This is a genomic window from Citrobacter sp. BDA59-3, assembly GCF_015167655.1.
Taxonomy (GTDB): domain Bacteria; phylum Pseudomonadota; class Gammaproteobacteria; order Enterobacterales; family Enterobacteriaceae; genus Phytobacter; species Phytobacter diazotrophicus.
This window is the reverse complement of the sequence record NZ_CP063427.1, coordinates 1752944-1769941: the sequence shown is the minus strand read 5'-3', so window position 1 is coordinate 1769941 and position 16998 is coordinate 1752944. Positions and strand designations below refer to the sequence as shown.

The 16998-nt window shown below is 50.5% G+C and carries 14 protein-coding genes; 4 read left to right on the top strand and 10 right to left on the bottom strand.

What is annotated here, in order from left to right; all coding sequences use genetic code 11:
• Positions 1-119: 119 nt before the first annotated feature.
• The 7 genes from ihfB to IP582_RS08200 form a co-directional block, all read right to left on the bottom strand.
• Positions 120-407 (bottom strand): integration host factor subunit beta, encoded by a 288-nt coding sequence (gene ihfB / locus IP582_RS08230; protein ID WP_039078549.1) that lies wholly within the window; start codon positions 405-407, stop codon positions 120-122.
• Positions 408-624: 217 nt separating this feature from the next.
• Positions 625-2298 (bottom strand): 30S ribosomal protein S1, encoded by a 1674-nt coding sequence (gene rpsA / locus IP582_RS08225; protein ID WP_039078548.1) that lies wholly within the window; start codon positions 2296-2298, stop codon positions 625-627.
• Positions 2299-2409: 111 nt separating this feature from the next.
• Positions 2410-3093, bottom strand: a complete 684-nt coding sequence (cmk, locus tag IP582_RS08220; protein ID WP_039078547.1) for a (d)CMP kinase — start codon at positions 3091-3093, stop codon at positions 2410-2412.
• Positions 3094-3265: 172 nt separating this feature from the next.
• Entirely contained in the window at positions 3266-4024 is a 759-nt protein-coding gene (locus IP582_RS08215; protein WP_193795612.1) for a M48 family metallopeptidase, read from the bottom strand.
• A 158-nt stretch (positions 4025-4182) separates the two neighbouring features.
• Positions 4183-5466 (bottom strand): 3-phosphoshikimate 1-carboxyvinyltransferase, encoded by a 1284-nt coding sequence (gene aroA / locus IP582_RS08210; RefSeq protein ID WP_193795611.1) that lies wholly within the window; start codon positions 5464-5466, stop codon positions 4183-4185.
• A 71-nt stretch (positions 5467-5537) separates the two neighbouring features.
• Positions 5538-6626: a 3-phosphoserine/phosphohydroxythreonine transaminase gene (serC, locus tag IP582_RS08205; protein ID WP_039078544.1), complete on the bottom strand. Its 1089-nt coding sequence runs from the start codon at positions 6624-6626 to the stop codon at positions 5538-5540.
• A gap of 162 nt (positions 6627-6788) precedes the next feature.
• Entirely contained in the window at positions 6789-7481 is a 693-nt protein-coding gene (locus IP582_RS08200; RefSeq protein WP_039078543.1) for a DUF421 domain-containing protein, read from the bottom strand.
• A 137-nt stretch (positions 7482-7618) separates the two neighbouring features.
• On the opposite strand from IP582_RS08200, the gene ycaO reads away from it, so the two are divergent.
• The 4 genes from ycaO to pflA all read left to right on the top strand — a co-directional run bounded on the left by ycaO (position 7619) and on the right by pflA (position 14052).
• Positions 7619-9379: a 30S ribosomal protein S12 methylthiotransferase accessory factor YcaO gene (gene ycaO / locus IP582_RS08195; protein WP_193795610.1), complete on the top strand. Its 1761-nt coding sequence runs from the start codon at positions 7619-7621 to the stop codon at positions 9377-9379.
• 407 nt (positions 9380-9786) lie between these two features.
• Positions 9787-10644: a formate transporter FocA gene (gene focA, locus IP582_RS08190; protein ID WP_039078542.1), complete on the top strand. Its 858-nt coding sequence runs from the start codon at positions 9787-9789 to the stop codon at positions 10642-10644.
• Between the two features lie 55 nt (positions 10645-10699).
• Entirely contained in the window at positions 10700-12982 is a 2283-nt protein-coding gene (gene pflB, locus IP582_RS08185) for a formate C-acetyltransferase (protein WP_039078541.1), read from the top strand.
• Positions 12983-13311: 329 nt separating this feature from the next.
• Positions 13312-14052: a pyruvate formate lyase 1-activating protein gene (gene pflA, locus IP582_RS08180; protein ID WP_039078540.1), complete on the top strand. Its 741-nt coding sequence runs from the start codon at positions 13312-13314 to the stop codon at positions 14050-14052.
• Positions 14053-14084: 32 nt separating this feature from the next.
• Here the strand turns inward: pflA and IP582_RS08175 are convergent, their stop codons facing one another.
• The 3 genes from IP582_RS08175 to IP582_RS08165 all read right to left on the bottom strand — a co-directional run bounded on the left by IP582_RS08175 (position 14085) and on the right by IP582_RS08165 (position 16997).
• Positions 14085-14573: an anti-virulence regulator CigR family protein gene (locus IP582_RS08175; protein ID WP_193796208.1), complete on the bottom strand. Its 489-nt coding sequence runs from the start codon at positions 14571-14573 to the stop codon at positions 14085-14087.
• A 134-nt stretch (positions 14574-14707) separates the two neighbouring features.
• On the bottom strand, positions 14708-15856 hold the full coding sequence (locus IP582_RS08170; protein WP_039078539.1) for an MFS transporter: 1149 nt from the start codon (positions 15854-15856) through the stop codon (positions 14708-14710).
• A 277-nt stretch (positions 15857-16133) separates the two neighbouring features.
• Positions 16134-16997, bottom strand: coding sequence for a dimethyl sulfoxide reductase anchor subunit family protein (locus tag IP582_RS08165; RefSeq protein ID WP_193795609.1), 864 nt, complete (start codon positions 16995-16997; stop codon positions 16134-16136).
• Between the last annotated feature and the right edge of the window lies 1 nt (position 16998).

Below are 16998 nucleotides of genomic sequence, written 5' to 3'. Positions count from 1 at the left end.
CGCGCTTGCATCCAAAAACACGCACTTTGCGAGCAGGTTTCCAGGATGCAGGGGCCAGAAATGAAAAAAGCACCTGTCGGTGCTTTTCACGATGATTAGGTTTCAATACAGATTAAAACTTAACCTTCATAAATATTGGCGCGGTCACGCAATTCTTTACCCGGCTTAAAGTGCGGAACGTATTTCCCTTCCAGATCCACTTTATCGCCCGTTTTCGGATTACGTCCGGTGCGGGGTGCACGATAGTGCAGAGAAAAACTGCCGAAACCGCGGATCTCAATACGCTCACCCTGGGCAAGAGTAGAGGCCATATGCTCCAGCATCTCTTTCACCGCGTCTTCCACCGCTTTCGCGGGAATGTGCGATTGCTGGCTGGCAAGTCTTTCAATCAATTCTGACTTGGTCATGATTCCTCCGGTTTCCTTCAGGGCAAATTAGCTTAATAGCTTGAACAAGGGCGGCCGTAGCCGCCCTTTGTGCTTGATTACAGGACGAAATCTGTAATCTGTCAAGTATACTCATCATACTTCGCGTGTCAGACACCGTTGCTTCGCAATATCGCCCCGGCAATTTACCGAGGCGATGTACTAACAACCGTCTGGCAGTCCAAAGTATGGCGAAATATTACTCGCCTTTAGCTGCTTTGAAGGCTTCTGCCATAGCGTTGGAGAAGTTGCCGTCTTCCTGTTTGTTATTAACAGTTGCGATAGCATCTTTCTCGTCAGCTTCGTCTTTAGCACGAACAGACAGGCTAACTACACGGTTTTTACGATCAACGCCGGTGAATTTAGCTTCAACGTCGTCGCCTACGTTCAGAACCAGAGTTGCGTCTTCAACGCGGTCACGGGATGCTTCAGAAGCACGCAGGTAACCTTCCACACCGTCAGCCAGTTCTACGGTTGCGCCTTTCGCGTCAACTGCAGTTACTTTACCGGTTACGATCGCGCCTTTCTTGTTCAGAGCAACGTAGTTGTTGAACGGATCTTCTGCGAGCTGTTTAACGCCCAGAGAGATACGCTCACGCTCTGCGTCAACCTGCAGAACAACAGCTGCGATTTCGTCGCCTTTTTTGTATTCACGAACTGCTTCTTCGCCTGCAACGTTCCAGGAGATGTCAGACAGGTGAACCAGACCGTCGATGCCGCCGTCCAGGCCGATGAAGATACCGAAGTCAGTGATAGACTTGATTTTACCTTCAACACGGTCACCCTTGTTGTGGGTTTCCGCGAACTGCTGCCACGGGTTAGCTTTGCACTGTTTCAGGCCCAGGGAGATACGACGACGTTCTTCGTCGATATCCAGAACCATAACTTCCACTACGTCACCAACGTTAACAACTTTGGATGGGTGGATGTTTTTGTTGGTCCAGTCCATTTCGGAAACGTGTACCAGGCCTTCAACGCCTTCTTCGATTTCAACGAAGCAGCCGTAGTCAGTCAGGTTGGTTACGCGGCCGGTCAGTTTAGTACCTTCCGGGTAACGTTTAGCGATAGCAACCCACGGATCTTCGCCCAGCTGTTTCAGGCCCAGAGATACACGGGTACGCTCGCGGTCAAACTTCAGCACTTTAACAGTGATTTCGTCGCCCACGTTGACGATTTCGCTCGGATGCTTAACGCGTTTCCAGGCCATGTCAGTGATGTGCAGCAGGCCGTCAACGCCACCCAGATCAACGAATGCACCGTAGTCAGTGAGGTTCTTAACGATACCTTTAACTTCCATGCCTTCCTGCAGGTTTTCCAGCAGTTGATCACGTTCAGCGCTGTTCTCGGATTCGATAACGGCACGACGAGAAACAACAACGTTGTTACGCTTCTGGTCCAGCTTGATGACTTTGAATTCAAGCTCTTTGCCTTCCAGGTGCAGCGTATCGCGAACCGGACGAACGTCTACCAGAGAACCTGGCAGGAACGCGCGAATACCGTTCAGCTCAACAGTGAAGCCGCCTTTGACTTTGCCGTTGATAACACCGGTAACAGTTTCAGCTTCTTCGTACGCTTTTTCCAGCGTGATCCAAGCTTCGTGACGTTTAGCTTTCTCACGGGACAGCAGGGTTTCACCGAAGCCGTCTTCTACTGCATCCAGAGCAACGTCAACTTCGTCGCCAACCTGGATTTCCAGTTCGCCCTGGGCGTTTTTGAACTGCTCAGCCGGAATGGCAGACTCAGATTTCAGACCGGCGTCAACCAGTACTACGTCTTTGTCGATAGCAACAACAACACCACGAACGATGGAACCCGGGCGGGTTTCGATTTCTTTTAAGGATTCTTCAAACAGTTGAGCAAAAGATTCAGTCATGTTTAATCTTCAGGTTAATATTAACGTCCACCTGGCTCCGTGCCGGATGGGGTTGTTTCACATACCCGCCGTCAATCCTTTGCAGCGGGGGTACTACTAATTCTGTCGCGATTACGCGAGCGCCAGTTTTTGGCGCGCATATTGTAGCGCTTTTTCAATCACTTGCTCAATAGTTAAACTGGTGGAATCCAGCACTAAAGCATCTTCTGCAGGAACAAGTGGGGCGACGGCGCGGTTACGATCGCGGTCATCGCGCTCTTTTATCTCGGATAAAAGGCGATCAAAATTAACACTAAACCCCTTTTCCTGCAACTGTAGCATGCGGCGGTGCGCACGCTCTTCGGAGGAGGCGTCAAGAAAAATTTTCACTGGCGCATCGGGGAATACGACGGTTCCCATATCGCGCCCGTCAGCGATAAGGCCCGGCGCTTCACGAAAAGCGCGCTGACGACGTAACAGAGCCTCACGCACGCGTGGAAAAGCCGCAACCTGCGATGCTGCATTAGCGACTTCCTGCGTACGAATCTCACCGCTCACGTCCTCACCTTCAAGAATCACTTCAAGGTTGCCGTCAGTCGAGACAAAACGTACGTCGAGATGCGCTGCCAGCGGAACCAGTACGTCTTCAGAGGTGACATCAACATGGTGGTGCAGCGCCGCCAGCGCCAGCACACGATAGATTGCGCCTGAATCCAGTAGATGCCATTGCAACGCTTCCGCCATTGCCTTGCACAGAGTGCCTTTCCCCGCACCGCTAGGCCCATCAATGGTGATTACCGGGGCAATTGCCGCCATCTTTTTCTCCTTCATAAAGGCATACCGTTAACGTAAACGCCGCGCATTATACGCTGCAACGTCAATGACCGTTACTACCAGGTATAAATAACGGGATGAATCGTGCTGAGTGAAGAAGGTTTGCGCAATTATAGAGGGGCTGGAGGATTACCAGCCCGAAAGTGACAATTATTTACTTTTTATCAGCGGCGATACGATCACGAATGTGCTGCGCGCGCTCCGCTGATGGCGGGTGAGAATCGAACAGTGACTTCGCGTGGCCGGAGTCCATTTTCGCCAGTTTTTCAAAACTGGTCACCAGCCCTTGTGTTTTAATGCCGCGTTTTTTCAGCAAATCATAGGAAAAATCATCCGAATCCGACTCCTGACTGCGAGAAAATGCGGAATTGATAACGCCATTTGCCAAATCCCCCAGCTGTGAGCGGGACAACTGCGCTGCAACGCCGCTGGTCGCAGAAATCGCATCGCGAGCGGCAATCGTCGCGTATTCAGCCTGCATGGCTTTCTTCGAATGGCCCAGCGCTACATGCCCAAGCTCATGGCCCAGAACCGCCTCGACTTCGTTATCTGTCATCATGTCCATCAGGCCACTGTAAACACGGACGCAGCCGTTCGCCATTGCCCAGGCATTCACATCCGACGTTAAATAGACTTTATAATTAACAGGCGTACCGTCGGCATTGTTGCCCAGTGCTTTCGCTATTGTATTCAGGCGTTTTGTATATTTACTTGATGCGCCCGCCACTTTGTTGGTGGCATCCATCTGCTTACAGGCATCGTTCGACAGCGCTTTGACATCAGCATCCGATAATGTTGCCGCTTTGAAGGCAGAGGCACCCGAGCTGGCAAGCATATTAGCATTCATATTTTTGCAACCTACCAGCACTACCGCTGCCACGGCTAATGCCAGAAGTTTCTTTGTATTTGTCATGTGAATCATCCGTTGATTAAACATATAAAATATATATAAATCATCATCTTATATTAAGATGATGCGCAAAAATAGCATTCAATGGGGAAGGCAGCAAGGCGGAGAAAACAACAACGCCGACAGAAGCCGGCGTCAGAAGCAAAGCAACAGGAACAGAATCAGGCAAGCGTACTGATACGCGCCAGTTGCTCGAAATAGTCAGGGAATGTTTTGGCGGTACATTTCGGATCGAGGATCGTGACAGGTGTATCCGACAACGCCACCAGCGAGAAGCACATTGCCATACGGTGGTCATTATAGGTGCCAATTTCCGCATACTGAATGTGGGCAGGTGGGGTTACGCGAATATAATCTTCACCCTCCTCCACCTCGGCGCCGACTTTACGCAGTTCTGTCGCCATGGCAAAAAGACGGTCGGTTTCTTTAACGCGCCAGTTATAGATGTTACGCATCGTGGTAGTACCGCGCGCAAATAACGCCGCCGTCGCAATGGTCATCGCCGCATCAGGAATATGGTTCATATCCATATCAATGGCGTTCAGTTCACCGTGCGTACAAGAAATAAAATCATCACCCCAGACAACCTGCGCACCCATTTTTTCCAGTACGTCGGCAAAACGAATATCGCCCTGCACGCTGTTGCGCCCAATACCGGTGACTTTCACCGTGCCGCCTTTAATCGCGCCGGCCGCCAGGAAATAGGAGGCAGAGGAAGCATCACCTTCCACCAGATAGTGCCCCGGAGAGATGTACTGCTGCTTACCACGCACGACAAAGCGCTGATATTGCTGATTTTCAACCTCGACACCGAAAGTGTTCATCAGATGCAACGTAATGTCGATATAGGGTTTGGAAACCAGGTCTCCTTTAATGGAGATAACGGTATCCTGCGTTGCAAGCGGAGCGGTCATCAGCAATGCAGTCAAAAACTGGCTCGATACACTGCCGTCAACCTCGACGACGCCGCCGCTGAACCCGCCGCGCAGACGCAGAGGCGGATAATTTTCCTGTTCCAGGTAATCAATCTGCGCGCCGCCCTGCCGTAGCGCATCCACCAGATGGCCAATCGGACGTTCTTTCATACGCGGTTCGCCGGTCAGGACAATATCATTGCTGCCAAGGCACAGCGCTGCTGCCAATGGTCGCATTGCCGTACCTGCATTACCCAGGAATAATTCCAGCGGTTTTGCTGCCGTTAACGGTCCACCGACGCCGGTTACTTCACAACGGGTACGATCCGCAGACAGCGTGAAGGAAACTCCCAACGCACTGAGCGCATTGAGCATATGGCGCACATCGTCGCTGTCCAGAAGATTGGTCAGAACGGTGGTGCCCTGTGCGAAGGCGGCCAGCAACAAGGCGCGGTTGGAAACACTTTTTGAACCAGGCAGATTAATGGTGCCATCTACCCGCGCGATGGGTTGTAACGTCAGGGATTCCATGAAACTCAACTCTCAACAAACAGAATAAAAACCCCCGCAGCCAGGCTACGGGGGTACGGGGCAAGCCAAATTTAGCCGTGGCGACGTTCGAAGTCAGCCATAAAGTCGGTCAGCGCTTTTACGCCTTCCAGCGGCATCGCATTATAGATAGAGGCACGCATACCCCCAACCACACGGTGGCCTTTCAGTGCATGCAGCCCTGCCGCCAGCGACTCTTCAAGAAAAACTTTGTCGAGCGCGTTGTCAGCCAACTGGAACGGAACGTTCATGCGAGAACGGTTCGCTTTGGCAACATCGTTACGGTAGAAATCGCTTTTATCAATTACACCATAGAGCAGATCAGCTTTTTGCTGATTAATACGGTCCATGGCTGCAACGCCGCCGTTGTTTTTCAGCCATTTGAAGACGAGGCCAGCAAGATACCAGGCAAACGTCGGCGGCGTGTTAAACATGGAGTCGTTTTCCGCCAGGATGGTGTAATCCAGAATTGAAGGGCAAGATTGATGCGCTTTACCCAGCAAATCCTCACGAACGATCACCAGCGTTAAGCCTGCCGGGCCGATATTTTTCTGCGCACCGGCATAAATCACACCGTAGCGGGAAACATCCAGCGGAGTTGACAGAATAGTGGAAGAGAGATCCGCCGTTACAACCACATCGGACGCAAAGTTCGGCGTTTCATTGATGGCAATACCGTCAATGGTTTCATTCGGGCAGAAGTGCAAATAAGCGCTGTTATCGCTCAGTTGCCACTCGCTCATTGGCTTCACACCACGCAGACCCTCAACAGAGATTTTTGCATCGATAACATTCGGGGAGCAGTATTTTTTTGCTTCTTTGATTGCACTCGCCGCCCAGTAACCTGCGTCAACATAATCTGCAGTGGTTTTATCACCGAGGATGTTCAACGGAATACCGGCAAACTGACCACGACCGCCGCCATGGCAGAACAAAACTTTGTAGTTCGAAGGAATATTCAGCAGATCGCGAAAATCCTTTTCTGCTTCCTCAGCCACCTGAATAAATTCTTTACCACGGTGGCTGATTTCCATCACCGATGTACCAAGACCATGCCAGTCACAAAGTTCCTGTTGAGCCTGTTTAAGCACATCCGCCGGTAACATTGCCGGACCTGAACTGAAATTAAAGACCTGAGCCATTTCCCCTCACCACGCTAAAAGCAATAAGTTATAACAGTGGATATCGGTTTTATCATTCAGTGACACGCGCCGCAATGTCTAAAACTTATGACCCCAAATATGCGGTCGCAGTCACACAAAACATTCTTCCGCTGAATCGTCATAAAACCGACATAATGGCTATCAGGTTACCCGAATTCCCCGGCTGGCCTTCGACCATTCTGGATTTGCACAACGCGGACATAATTGATGGCAGCCCGCAGGCATAGCAATGATTTTACTGCATTGAACGCAGGCGTAGTCTCCCGCTTCCGGTATGGTAGTGAAACGTTCAGAAAATGCTTTAGGCAAAATACACAAACCCGGTTTTACATCCTCATCCGTATAGTAAAAAACACTCAATTGACCATTGGTCTCCAGGATAGCCAGCCTCACCTGCCCAAGATGATCAACGCCACGGATGCGTAGTTCCATAAAGAATTCAAATTCCGTCATGTTTTGCTTATCTAATTTCTCCCAGACAAATTCCCCTTCGTGGATAATGATGGCAGGCTTACCTTCCAGCAGATCCTCCAGTTTCTCGCTGTGCGTCATGAACCACATTACTAAGCGGTACAGCACGGCCAGGGTAACAAATACCACCAGTACCGGAAGCATGGGCACATCGTCATAAAACGCAACGTCGCCTGCCGCTGAGCCTAATGTCAGGATGATTAATACTTCAAAGAGCGACATCTGACGCACGCCGCGTCGCCCCGTGATTTTGAGAAATATAAAGACCAAAACAAAGGTATAGAGGCTGCGAAGCGCCACTTCGCCAAGAAACTCCAGAGGAACTTTATCCAACGCCATGCGGTGGAGATCAAACGCTTTCATTTTTTTATGTCCGAACAACGAGTTAGGTTCATTAATGATAGTCAAAAGTTTTATTTTCGCAGACCGGGCCCCGAAGATAGCGTCAGTCACGTAAAACCCGTATGATTGCCCGCTTTACGTACAAAAAAGTGACTGCTATGACGCAAACCTATATCCCCGGCAAAGACGCCGCACTGGAAGATTCCATCGCTCGCTTCCAGCAAAAACTGCTCGACCTCGGCTTCAATATTGAAGAAGCTTCCTGGCTAAACCCGGTACCGAACGTCTGGTCCGTGCACATTCGCGATAAAGACTGCGCGCTGTGCTTTACTAACGGTAAAGGCGCAACCAAAAAGGCGGCACTGGCATCTGCGCTGGGTGAATATTTTGAGCGTCTGTCCACTAACTATTTCTTTGCCGATTTCTGGCTGGGTGATGAAGTGGCTAATGGCCCATTCGTCCATTATCCAAATGAGAAATGGTTCCCGCTGACCGAAGACGACACACTGCCGGAAGGCATTCTCGATCCGCGTCTGCGCGCATTTTACGATCCGGAAAACGAACTGACGGCAGGCATGCTGATCGATCTGCAGTCCGGCAATGAAGAACGCGGGATTTGCGCCCTGCCCTTTACCCGCCAGTCAGATGAACAAACTGTCTATATTCCGATGAATATCGTCGGTAACCTGTATGTCTCCAATGGCATGTCAGCGGGCAATACCCGTAATGAAGCTCGCGTCCAGGGTTTGTCCGAGGTTTTCGAACGTCATATTAAAAACCGTATCATCAGCGAACGTATCAGCCTGCCTGAAATTCCTGCCGAGGTCCTTGTACGCTATCCTGGCGTTGTGGCATCTATTGAGAAACTGGAAGCCGAAGGTTTCCCGATTTTTGCCTATGATGGCTCGCTGGGCGGTCAATATCCGGTGATTTGCGTTGTCCTGTTTAACCCGGCTAACGGCACCTGCTTTGCCTCATTCGGCGCACACCCGGATTTTGGCGTCGCACTCGAACGTACCGTGACCGAACTGCTGCAGGGCCGCAGCCTGAAAGATCTGGATGTCTTTACCCCGCCGACGTTTGATGATGAAGAAGTCGCAGAGCATACCAACCTCGAAACGCACTTTATCGACTCCAGCGGTTCGATCTCATGGGATCTGTTCAAGCAGGATGCAGACTACCCGTTTGCTGACTGGAGCTTTGCCGGAACAACCGAAGAAGAGTTTGCCACCCTGATGGCCATCTTCAATGCAGAAGATAAAGAAGTGTACATCGCCGATTACGAGCATCTGGGCGTTTACGCCTGTCGTATCCTGGTTCCGGGCATGTCAGATATTTATCCGGCGGAAGATCTCTGGCTGGCAAACAACAACATGGGCAGCCATCTGCGTGAAACAATCCTCTCTCTGCCAGGCAGCGAGTGGGAAAAAGAAGACTACCTGAATCTTATCGATCAGCTTGATGAAGAAGGTCATGACGATTTCACCCGCGTCCGGGAGCTGCTGGGTGTGGCGACCGGTAAAGACAATGGCTGGTTTACGCTACGTATTGGCGAACTGAAAGCGATGCTCGCGCTGGCGGGTGGCGACCTTGATCAGGCGCTCTCCTGGACTGAATGGACAATTGAATTCAACGGTTCGGTCTTTAGCGCTGAGCGCATCAATTATTACCGCTGCTTGCAAACGCTGTTGCAACTGTCTCAGGAAGAAGAGCGTCAGCCGCTGCAATATCTGAACGCTTTTGTGCGCATGTACGGTGCAGATGCGGTTGAAGCGGCCAGCGCGGCGCTAAGCGGAGAAGCGCCTTTCTATGGTCTGCAGGCAGCGGATGGTTCACTGACGGCGTTTCCGGCGCATCAGGGCTTGTTAGCGGCTTACGAAAAATTACAACGGGCCAAACGTGCCTTTTGGTCGAATTAACGACAAGTAACACGACAATCTGTAGGCTTAATCACAGGTCTACGTTATATTACGGGGCAATTTCATTGCCCCTTTTTATTTATATTTCGGCAATGAGTGCCAATTGTAATAATTAAGTTAACCATGGGTGAATATATTTATATAGACCCAGGGATTATTGTTACTCTTTATGGCAATTACCCCATTTTAATTAACTGTTGTTTGGGAGGCCGCATAAAAAAATTCAACTGTAATTGCAAATTTTAAACTTTATTTTTATTTGGATAATCAACACGTTACTCTGCATTTGCTGAAAAACCATGCACTTTGCAGTCCTATAAGCCAGGCGAGATATGATCCATATCAAATTCTCTTCTATAATGCTTTGTTAGTATCTCGTCGCCGACTTAAATAAAGAGAGAGTTAGTGTGAAAGCTGACAACCCTTTTGATCTAATACTTCCAGCTGCGATGGCCAAAGTTGCCGAAGAAGCAGGTGTCTACAAAGCAACTAAGAAACCGCTGACAACGTTCTTTTTGGCGATTACAGCAGGTGTCTTTATCTCCATCGCGTTTGTTTTTTATATTACTGCCACCACAGGGACAGCATCAATGCCGTACGGCATGGCTAAACTGGTTGGTGGGATATGCTTCTCATTAGGGTTAATTCTTTGCGTCATCTGCGGCGCAGACCTTTTCACATCAACGGTGTTGATCGTGGTGGCGAAAGCCAGTGGGCGTATCACTTGGGGCCAATTGGCTCGTAACTGGGTAAACGTCTATATCGGTAACCTGATTGGCGCATTGTTGTTCGTGCTGCTGATGTGGTTATCCGGGGAGTATATGGTAGCGAATGGCGGCTGGGGCTTGAATGTCCTGCAAACAGCCGACCACAAACTGCACCATACATTTATTGAAGCTGTCGCACTGGGTATTCTGGCGAACCTGATGGTCTGTCTGGCCGTATGGATGAGCTACTCAGGTCGCAGTCTGACCGATAAAGCGTTGATTATGGTGCTGCCGGTGGCCATGTTTGTTGCCAGCGGTTTTGAGCACAGTATCGCAAACATGTTTATGATTCCGATGGGTATCGTAATCCGTCACTTTGCGAGCCCGGAGTTCTGGACCGCTATCGGCTCCAGCCCGGAAAGTTTTTCTCACCTGACTATTGCAAATTTCATCACCGATAATCTGATTCCGGTAACAATTGGGAATATCATTGGTGGAGGATTGTTAGTTGGGTTGACATACTGGGTCATTTACCTGCGTGGCGATAATCATCATTAATTGATGCTTGTTTCAGGCAGTAAATAAAAAATCCACTTAAGAAGGTAGGTGTTACATGTCCGAGCTTAATGAAAAGTTAGCCACAGCCTGGGAAGGTTTTGCGAAAGGTGACTGGCAGAAAGAAGTCAACGTACGCGACTTTATCCAGAAAAACTATACCCCTTACGAGGGTGACGAGTCCTTCCTGGCTGGCGCAACTGATGCGACCACCACGCTGTGGGACAAAGTAATGGAAGGCGTTAAACAGGAAAACCGCACTCACGCGCCTGTTGACTTCGACACCTCTGTTGCTTCTACCATCACCTCTCACGACGCTGGCTACATCAACAAAGCGCTTGAGAAAATCGTTGGTCTGCAGACTGAAGCACCGCTGAAACGTGCGATTATCCCGTTCGGTGGTATCAAAATGGTTGAAGGTTCCTGCAAAGCGTACAACCGCGAGCTGGACCCGGCCCTGAAAAAAATCTTCACTGAATACCGCAAAACTCATAACCAGGGCGTTTTTGACGTTTACACCAAAGACATCCTGAACTGCCGTAAATCTGGCGTGCTGACCGGTCTGCCGGATGCCTATGGCCGTGGCCGTATCATCGGTGACTACCGTCGCGTTGCGCTGTACGGTATCGACTTCCTGATGAAAGACAAATACGCTCAGTTCCTGTCTCTGCAGTCTGACATGGAAAACGGCGTAAACCTGGAAGCGACTATCCGTCTGCGTGAAGAAATCGCTGAACAGCACCGCGCTCTGGGTCAGATCAAAGAGATGGCCGCTAAATACGGTTGTGATATCTCTGGTCCGGCTACTACCGCTCAGGAAGCTATCCAGTGGACTTACTTCGGCTACCTGGCTGCTGTTAAATCCCAGAACGGCGCAGCAATGTCCTTCGGTCGTACCGCTACCTTCCTGGACGTGTTCATCGAACGCGACCTGAAAGCAGGCAAAATCACCGAACAAGAAGCGCAGGAAATGGTTGACCACCTGGTCATGAAACTGCGTATGGTCCGCTTCCTGCGTACCCCTGAGTATGATGAACTGTTCTCCGGTGACCCGATTTGGGCAACTGAATCTATCGGTGGTATGGGCGTTGATGGCCGTACTCTGGTTACCAAAAACAGCTTCCGTTTCCTGAACACCCTGTACACCATGGGGCCGTCTCCGGAGCCGAACATCACTATTCTGTGGTCTGAAAAACTGCCACTGAACTTCAAGAAATTTGCTGCGAAAGTCTCCATCGATACCTCTTCTCTGCAGTATGAGAACGATGATCTGATGCGTCCTGACTTCAACAACGATGACTATGCTATTGCTTGCTGCGTAAGCCCGATGGTTGTTGGTAAACAAATGCAGTTCTTCGGTGCTCGTGCTAACCTCGCGAAAACCATGCTGTATGCCATCAACGGCGGCGTTGATGAAAAACTGAAAATGCAGGTTGGTCCGAAATCTGAGCCGATCAAAGGCGATGTGCTGAACTTCGCAGAAGTGATGGATCGTATGGATCACTTCATGGACTGGCTGGCTAAACAGTATGTCACCGCGCTGAACGTCATCCACTATATGCACGACAAATACAGCTACGAAGCTTCTCTGATGGCGCTGCATGACCGTGACGTTATCCGTACCATGGCGTGTGGTATCGCGGGTCTGTCCGTTGCGGCCGACTCCCTGTCTGCTATCAAATATGCGAAAGTTAAACCGATTCGTGATGAAGATGGTCTGGCTGTTGACTTCGAAATCGAAGGCGAATACCCGCAGTTTGGTAACAACGATGCGCGTGTAGATGACCTGGCTGTTGACCTGGTAGAACGTTTCATGAAGAAAATTCAGAAACTGACTACTTACCGTAACGCCATCCCGACACAGTCTGTTCTGACCATCACCTCTAACGTTGTGTATGGTAAGAAAACCGGTAACACCCCAGACGGTCGTCGTGCAGGTGCGCCGTTCGGACCAGGTGCTAACCCAATGCACGGCCGTGACCAGAAAGGTGCTGTTGCTTCTCTGACTTCCGTTGCTAAACTGCCGTTTGCCTACGCTAAAGATGGTATCTCTTACACCTTCTCTATCGTTCCGAACGCACTGGGTAAAGACGATGAAGTTCGTAAGACTAACCTGGCAGGTCTGATGGATGGTTACTTCCACCATGAAGCGTCCATCGAAGGTGGTCAGCACCTGAACGTGAACGTAATGAACCGCGAAATGCTGCTCGATGCGATGGAACATCCGGAAAAATATCCGCAGCTGACCATCCGTGTATCTGGCTACGCAGTACGTTTTAACTCCCTGACTAAAGAACAGCAGCAGGACGTTATTACCCGTACTTTCACTCAGACCATGTAATTGGTGTAACCCGATGGCATTCGGGTTGCATGCATCAAGGCGGCAAGCGCGAATCCCGATGAGCTTACTCACGTAAGTGATTCGGGTGAGTAAACGAAGCCAACAAAGATGCAGCCTGAAAGACGACGGGTATTGACTGAAATCGCGATTTAAAAAGCGTACAATAAAGGCTCCACACAAGTGGGGCCTTTTTAACACCCCTCTCCAGTCTGCTTTGCCAGATATCTATGCCAAAACGATGGATATCAGCCAAAATAGACTTAAACACAGCCGGTGAGCTGTGCATCAATACAGGCCCCGGATGGGCCACATCTGGAGAAAACACCGCAATGTCAGTTATTGGTCGCATCCACTCCTTTGAATCCTGTGGTACCGTTGATGGCCCGGGTATCCGCTTTATCACCTTCTTCCAGGGCTGCCTGATGCGTTGCCTGTATTGCCATAACCGCGATACCTGGGACACCCATGGCGGCAAAGAAATCACCGTCGAAGACCTGATGAAAGACGTGGTGACTTATCGTCACTTTATGAATGCGTCCGGCGGCGGCGTGACTGCCTCTGGCGGAGAAGCCATTTTGCAGGCAGAGTTTGTCCGCGACTGGTTCCGCGCTTGCAAAAAAGAGGGCATTCATACCTGTCTTGATACGAATGGCTTTGTTCGCCGTTACGATCCGGTGATTGATGAGCTGCTGGAAGTGACTGATCTGGTGATGCTCGATCTCAAACAGATGAATGATGAAATTCATCAGGATCTGGTGGGCGTTTCCAATCACCGTACGCTGGAATTCGCGAAATACCTGGCGAATAAAAACATTAAGGTCTGGATCCGCTACGTTGTTGTTCCGGGCTGGTCTGACGATGACGACTCCGCGCATCGCCTCGGTGAATTTACCCGCGATATGGGCAATGTCGAGAAAATCGAACTGCTGCCTTACCATGAGCTGGGTAAACACAAATGGGTAGCGATGGGTGAAGAGTACAAACTGGATGGCGTTCATCCGCCGAAGAAAGAGACCATGGAGCGCGTGAAAGGCATCCTGGAACAGTATGGTCACAAAGTGATGTATTAATTAAAACGCCCGGTTTCCCGGGCGTTATTATTTTATTTGAATACACCATTAATAATTGCCGTCACAACGGCAGTACTCAGCGCCACCAAAACTAAGTCGTCGCCTACAATTCGCCATTCATATCCCGGATAGGATGGTAACTGCCCCAGCATAGACGCAGGCACCGTTTTCTTCGCAATACCTGGCGGTAGTGCTTTACCGCGCGCAACGTTTTTTGCGATTCCCGGCGGCAAAGAGTCATAGCCCGTCAAGCCATAATTCACAGCCAGCGTACGCGCACGGTCGTAGCTGACATTCACTGAAACGTCATTACCGTCTTTTTGTTTAGCGGATTTGTGTTGATTATTTGCCGAATGATTTCCGTTATCACCATGTGAGCCGGAATTACCATGGTTGCCGCTATTGCCCTGCCCTCCGCCATTACCATTCCCATTACCGGGATTAGCCATAGCAGGTATTGATACGAGGGAACACGCGAGAAAAACAGCCAATGCGGCAGTATTTAAACGACGTAAAGACATCATGATGGAGGCCTTCTTAAAGTGAGTCCAGGCGCAGAATATCTAACATATTCAACGGGTCACAATAGGGAGAACTCCCATAATGGATAATTTTCGTCTGTAAAGAGAAAAAGCCTGCGTATGCAGGCTTAAAATCAGGCATGCGCCACTGGCGTTGGATGCTGACCAGCTTTACGCATCAGCATTAGCAGATAGATAAAGGACACGCTGGCAATCATGATAAACAGCAGACTGTCGGAATAGCTCTGCATCAGCATTGCGGTCAGCGTTGGTCCTGAGAGGCTGCCAACAGTATAGCTCAGCAGCAAAGCCTGGTTCATCGCCACCAGTTGATGGTATTCGACTTTTTCGCAGGCCCACGCCATCGCCACCGGATAGAGCGTGAAACCGGCAGTCCCCAATACAAACAACGCCGGGGCCATAGCCGCGTTGCTGAGCATTGCGAAACAACCAAGGATCACAACAAAGACCTGAACACGCAGCACCAGCAGTCGTCCAAAACGATCTGCCAGGCGGCCAATTGGCCATTGCCCAATGATACCGGAACTCACCATTAACGCCATCCAGAACCCAATACCCGCATCACTGATGCCCTTATGGTTCAGATAAAGCGGCATCAGCCCATACAAGGAGCCCAGAATGATCCCGGAAATAATGCAGCCATTAACGCCAAGCCGCGCCTGACGCAGGCGAAGCATAGGCCAGATTGCCGTAGTACCGTGAGATTCATCGCGCTGCTCCATAATGCGCGTGAAGAGTAACGGTAAAATCCCCGCCAGTATTAACCCCACCGCCCAGGGCAGCACATGCATCAGTTCAGTGGACAGTTTGCTCACCATCAACTGTCCCAGCACCGTGCCCACGTAATAGACCATCATATAGGCCGCCAGTAAGCGCCCGCGATTACGGGATGTTCCGCTGCACATCAATGCGCTTTCCACCACAACCCAAATCATTGCGCAACCGATACCCGCGACGAAACGCCAGCTAAGCCAGCTCCAGAAACCCACATTCAGCCCCAGCCCTGCGCAGCCAACCGCAAAGATGATGGATGCAATGTAATAACTGCGGTTAAACCCAAGCCGCTGGATCACACGCCCGGTCAGCAGTGTCCCCAATAAGTTGCCGGTAAAATAGGATGAACCGACCATACCAACCTGCCAGGTAGGCATGTTTTCATGGGCGAGCCAAAGCGGGACGAGCGTGTTCAGCACTGCAATCGCCAGCGTCAACAGCAGCAAGCCACAGAGCAACAAAAGCACTGGGCGAGTATAAGTGGGCATGGGTAAAAACCGTGAGGAAGTTCAAGATTCGTGCGCATCATGCCACTGGCAAAAACATTGTCAATCTACCACTTTTATCCATCGGTACGTTTTACGGCAGGACGATATATAAAATTAATCCAGCGAAGTTTCCGTAGGGTTAAAAGTTTCATTACGTGATTGATTAGACAGGCTTATATCAGAATGACATCGACAGGGTTCAGTTGAAAAAATTCATGATGATTTCTTGTGAAAACAGCCCTGAAAAGCCGGGACTTCCGCCCCGGCTATTATAACGTTACCCTGCCACCGCCATACCCACGGTCATGTGCAGGCCGTAAAATACACCACGACCAATCATTTCCCCCACCAGCACCAGGACAAATGCCAGACTCAGTAACGGGACCGCCGGGTAGTGGCCTTTCAGTTGCGGTGCCACCCAGCATACTACAGCCAGGACCAGCGCAACGACGCGCCATGCCATTAACGCCCCGTAATCCGGTACCAGCGCAGACGCCTGCTGGACGGAGCTATGAACAGACGCGAGTTCACTTCCCTGTATCAGCACGACAACCATACTGGCAACCAGTGCAAGCAAAGTAATCACTGGCAGCAGTCGCATTGCCCAACCTTCAACGCCCACTATTCGCAGCAACAAATAGCCAAGTAGCGGGCCGCCAATGAATAGCGTCAGGAAGAAACTGAGCGGTGTCCAGAGCGTGTACCAGGTCGGTACCGTATCAATGGTGTTGTATACGCGCACCATCATCCAGACAAACACCACGCCCAGTACTGCCGTCACAATGAGCCACATCTGGCGCAAACCCTGCGACAATTTTCCTGCCATAGCCAGCAGCCAACCGATACCACCCACAGCAAAAAACAGCGATCCTGAGGCAATTTCATTGCTTAACGCTGAGGAGCCGACCCGGTTAAGGGAGTTCAGCGCCCGCATTGGCGTACCAAGGTGCAGCATTGATGCGATAAAGCCAATACCCATCAGCACCCACAGACCGAACATCACGCGGACAATACGTTGCTGCGTCCCGGAGTGAGCATCTACTTTCAGGAGCGCCACAGCTAGTACAATGAAGCCACCCACCACACACTGGCCCAGGACAGTGAAGATCATCAGCGGCCATTCATGCCATCCGTTACCCATC

Excerpts from the sequence above, each read along its gene's own strand:
- ihfB (WP_039078549.1), bottom strand. The coding sequence starts at position 407 with ATGACCAAGTCAGAATTGATTGAAAGACTTGCCAGCCAGCAATCGCAC.
- rpsA (WP_039078548.1), bottom strand. The coding sequence starts at position 2,298 with ATGACTGAATCTTTTGCTCAACTGTTTGAAGAATCCTTAAAAGAAATC.
- cmk (WP_039078547.1), bottom strand. The coding sequence starts at position 3,093 with ATGGCGGCAATTGCCCCGGTAATCACCATTGATGGGCCTAGCGGTGCG.
- IP582_RS08215 (WP_193795612.1), bottom strand. The coding sequence starts at position 4,024 with ATGACAAATACAAAGAAACTTCTGGCATTAGCCGTGGCAGCGGTAGTG.
- aroA (WP_193795611.1), bottom strand. The coding sequence starts at position 5,466 with ATGGAATCCCTGACGTTACAACCCATCGCGCGGGTAGATGGCACCATT.
- serC (WP_039078544.1), bottom strand. The coding sequence starts at position 6,626 with ATGGCTCAGGTCTTTAATTTCAGTTCAGGTCCGGCAATGTTACCGGCG.
- IP582_RS08200 (WP_039078543.1), bottom strand. The coding sequence starts at position 7,481 with ATGAAAGCGTTTGATCTCCACCGCATGGCGTTGGATAAAGTTCCTCTG.
- ycaO (WP_193795610.1), top strand. The coding sequence starts at position 7,619 with ATGACGCAAACCTATATCCCCGGCAAAGACGCCGCACTGGAAGATTCC.
- pflB (WP_039078541.1), top strand. The coding sequence starts at position 10,700 with ATGTCCGAGCTTAATGAAAAGTTAGCCACAGCCTGGGAAGGTTTTGCG.
- pflA (WP_039078540.1), top strand. The coding sequence starts at position 13,312 with ATGTCAGTTATTGGTCGCATCCACTCCTTTGAATCCTGTGGTACCGTT.
- IP582_RS08175 (WP_193796208.1), bottom strand. The coding sequence starts at position 14,573 with ATGTCTTTACGTCGTTTAAATACTGCCGCATTGGCTGTTTTTCTCGCG.
- IP582_RS08170 (WP_039078539.1), bottom strand. The coding sequence starts at position 15,856 with ATGCCCACTTATACTCGCCCAGTGCTTTTGTTGCTCTGTGGCTTGCTG.
- IP582_RS08165 (WP_193795609.1), bottom strand. The coding sequence starts at position 16,997 with ATGGGTAACGGATGGCATGAATGGCCGCTGATGATCTTCACTGTCCTG.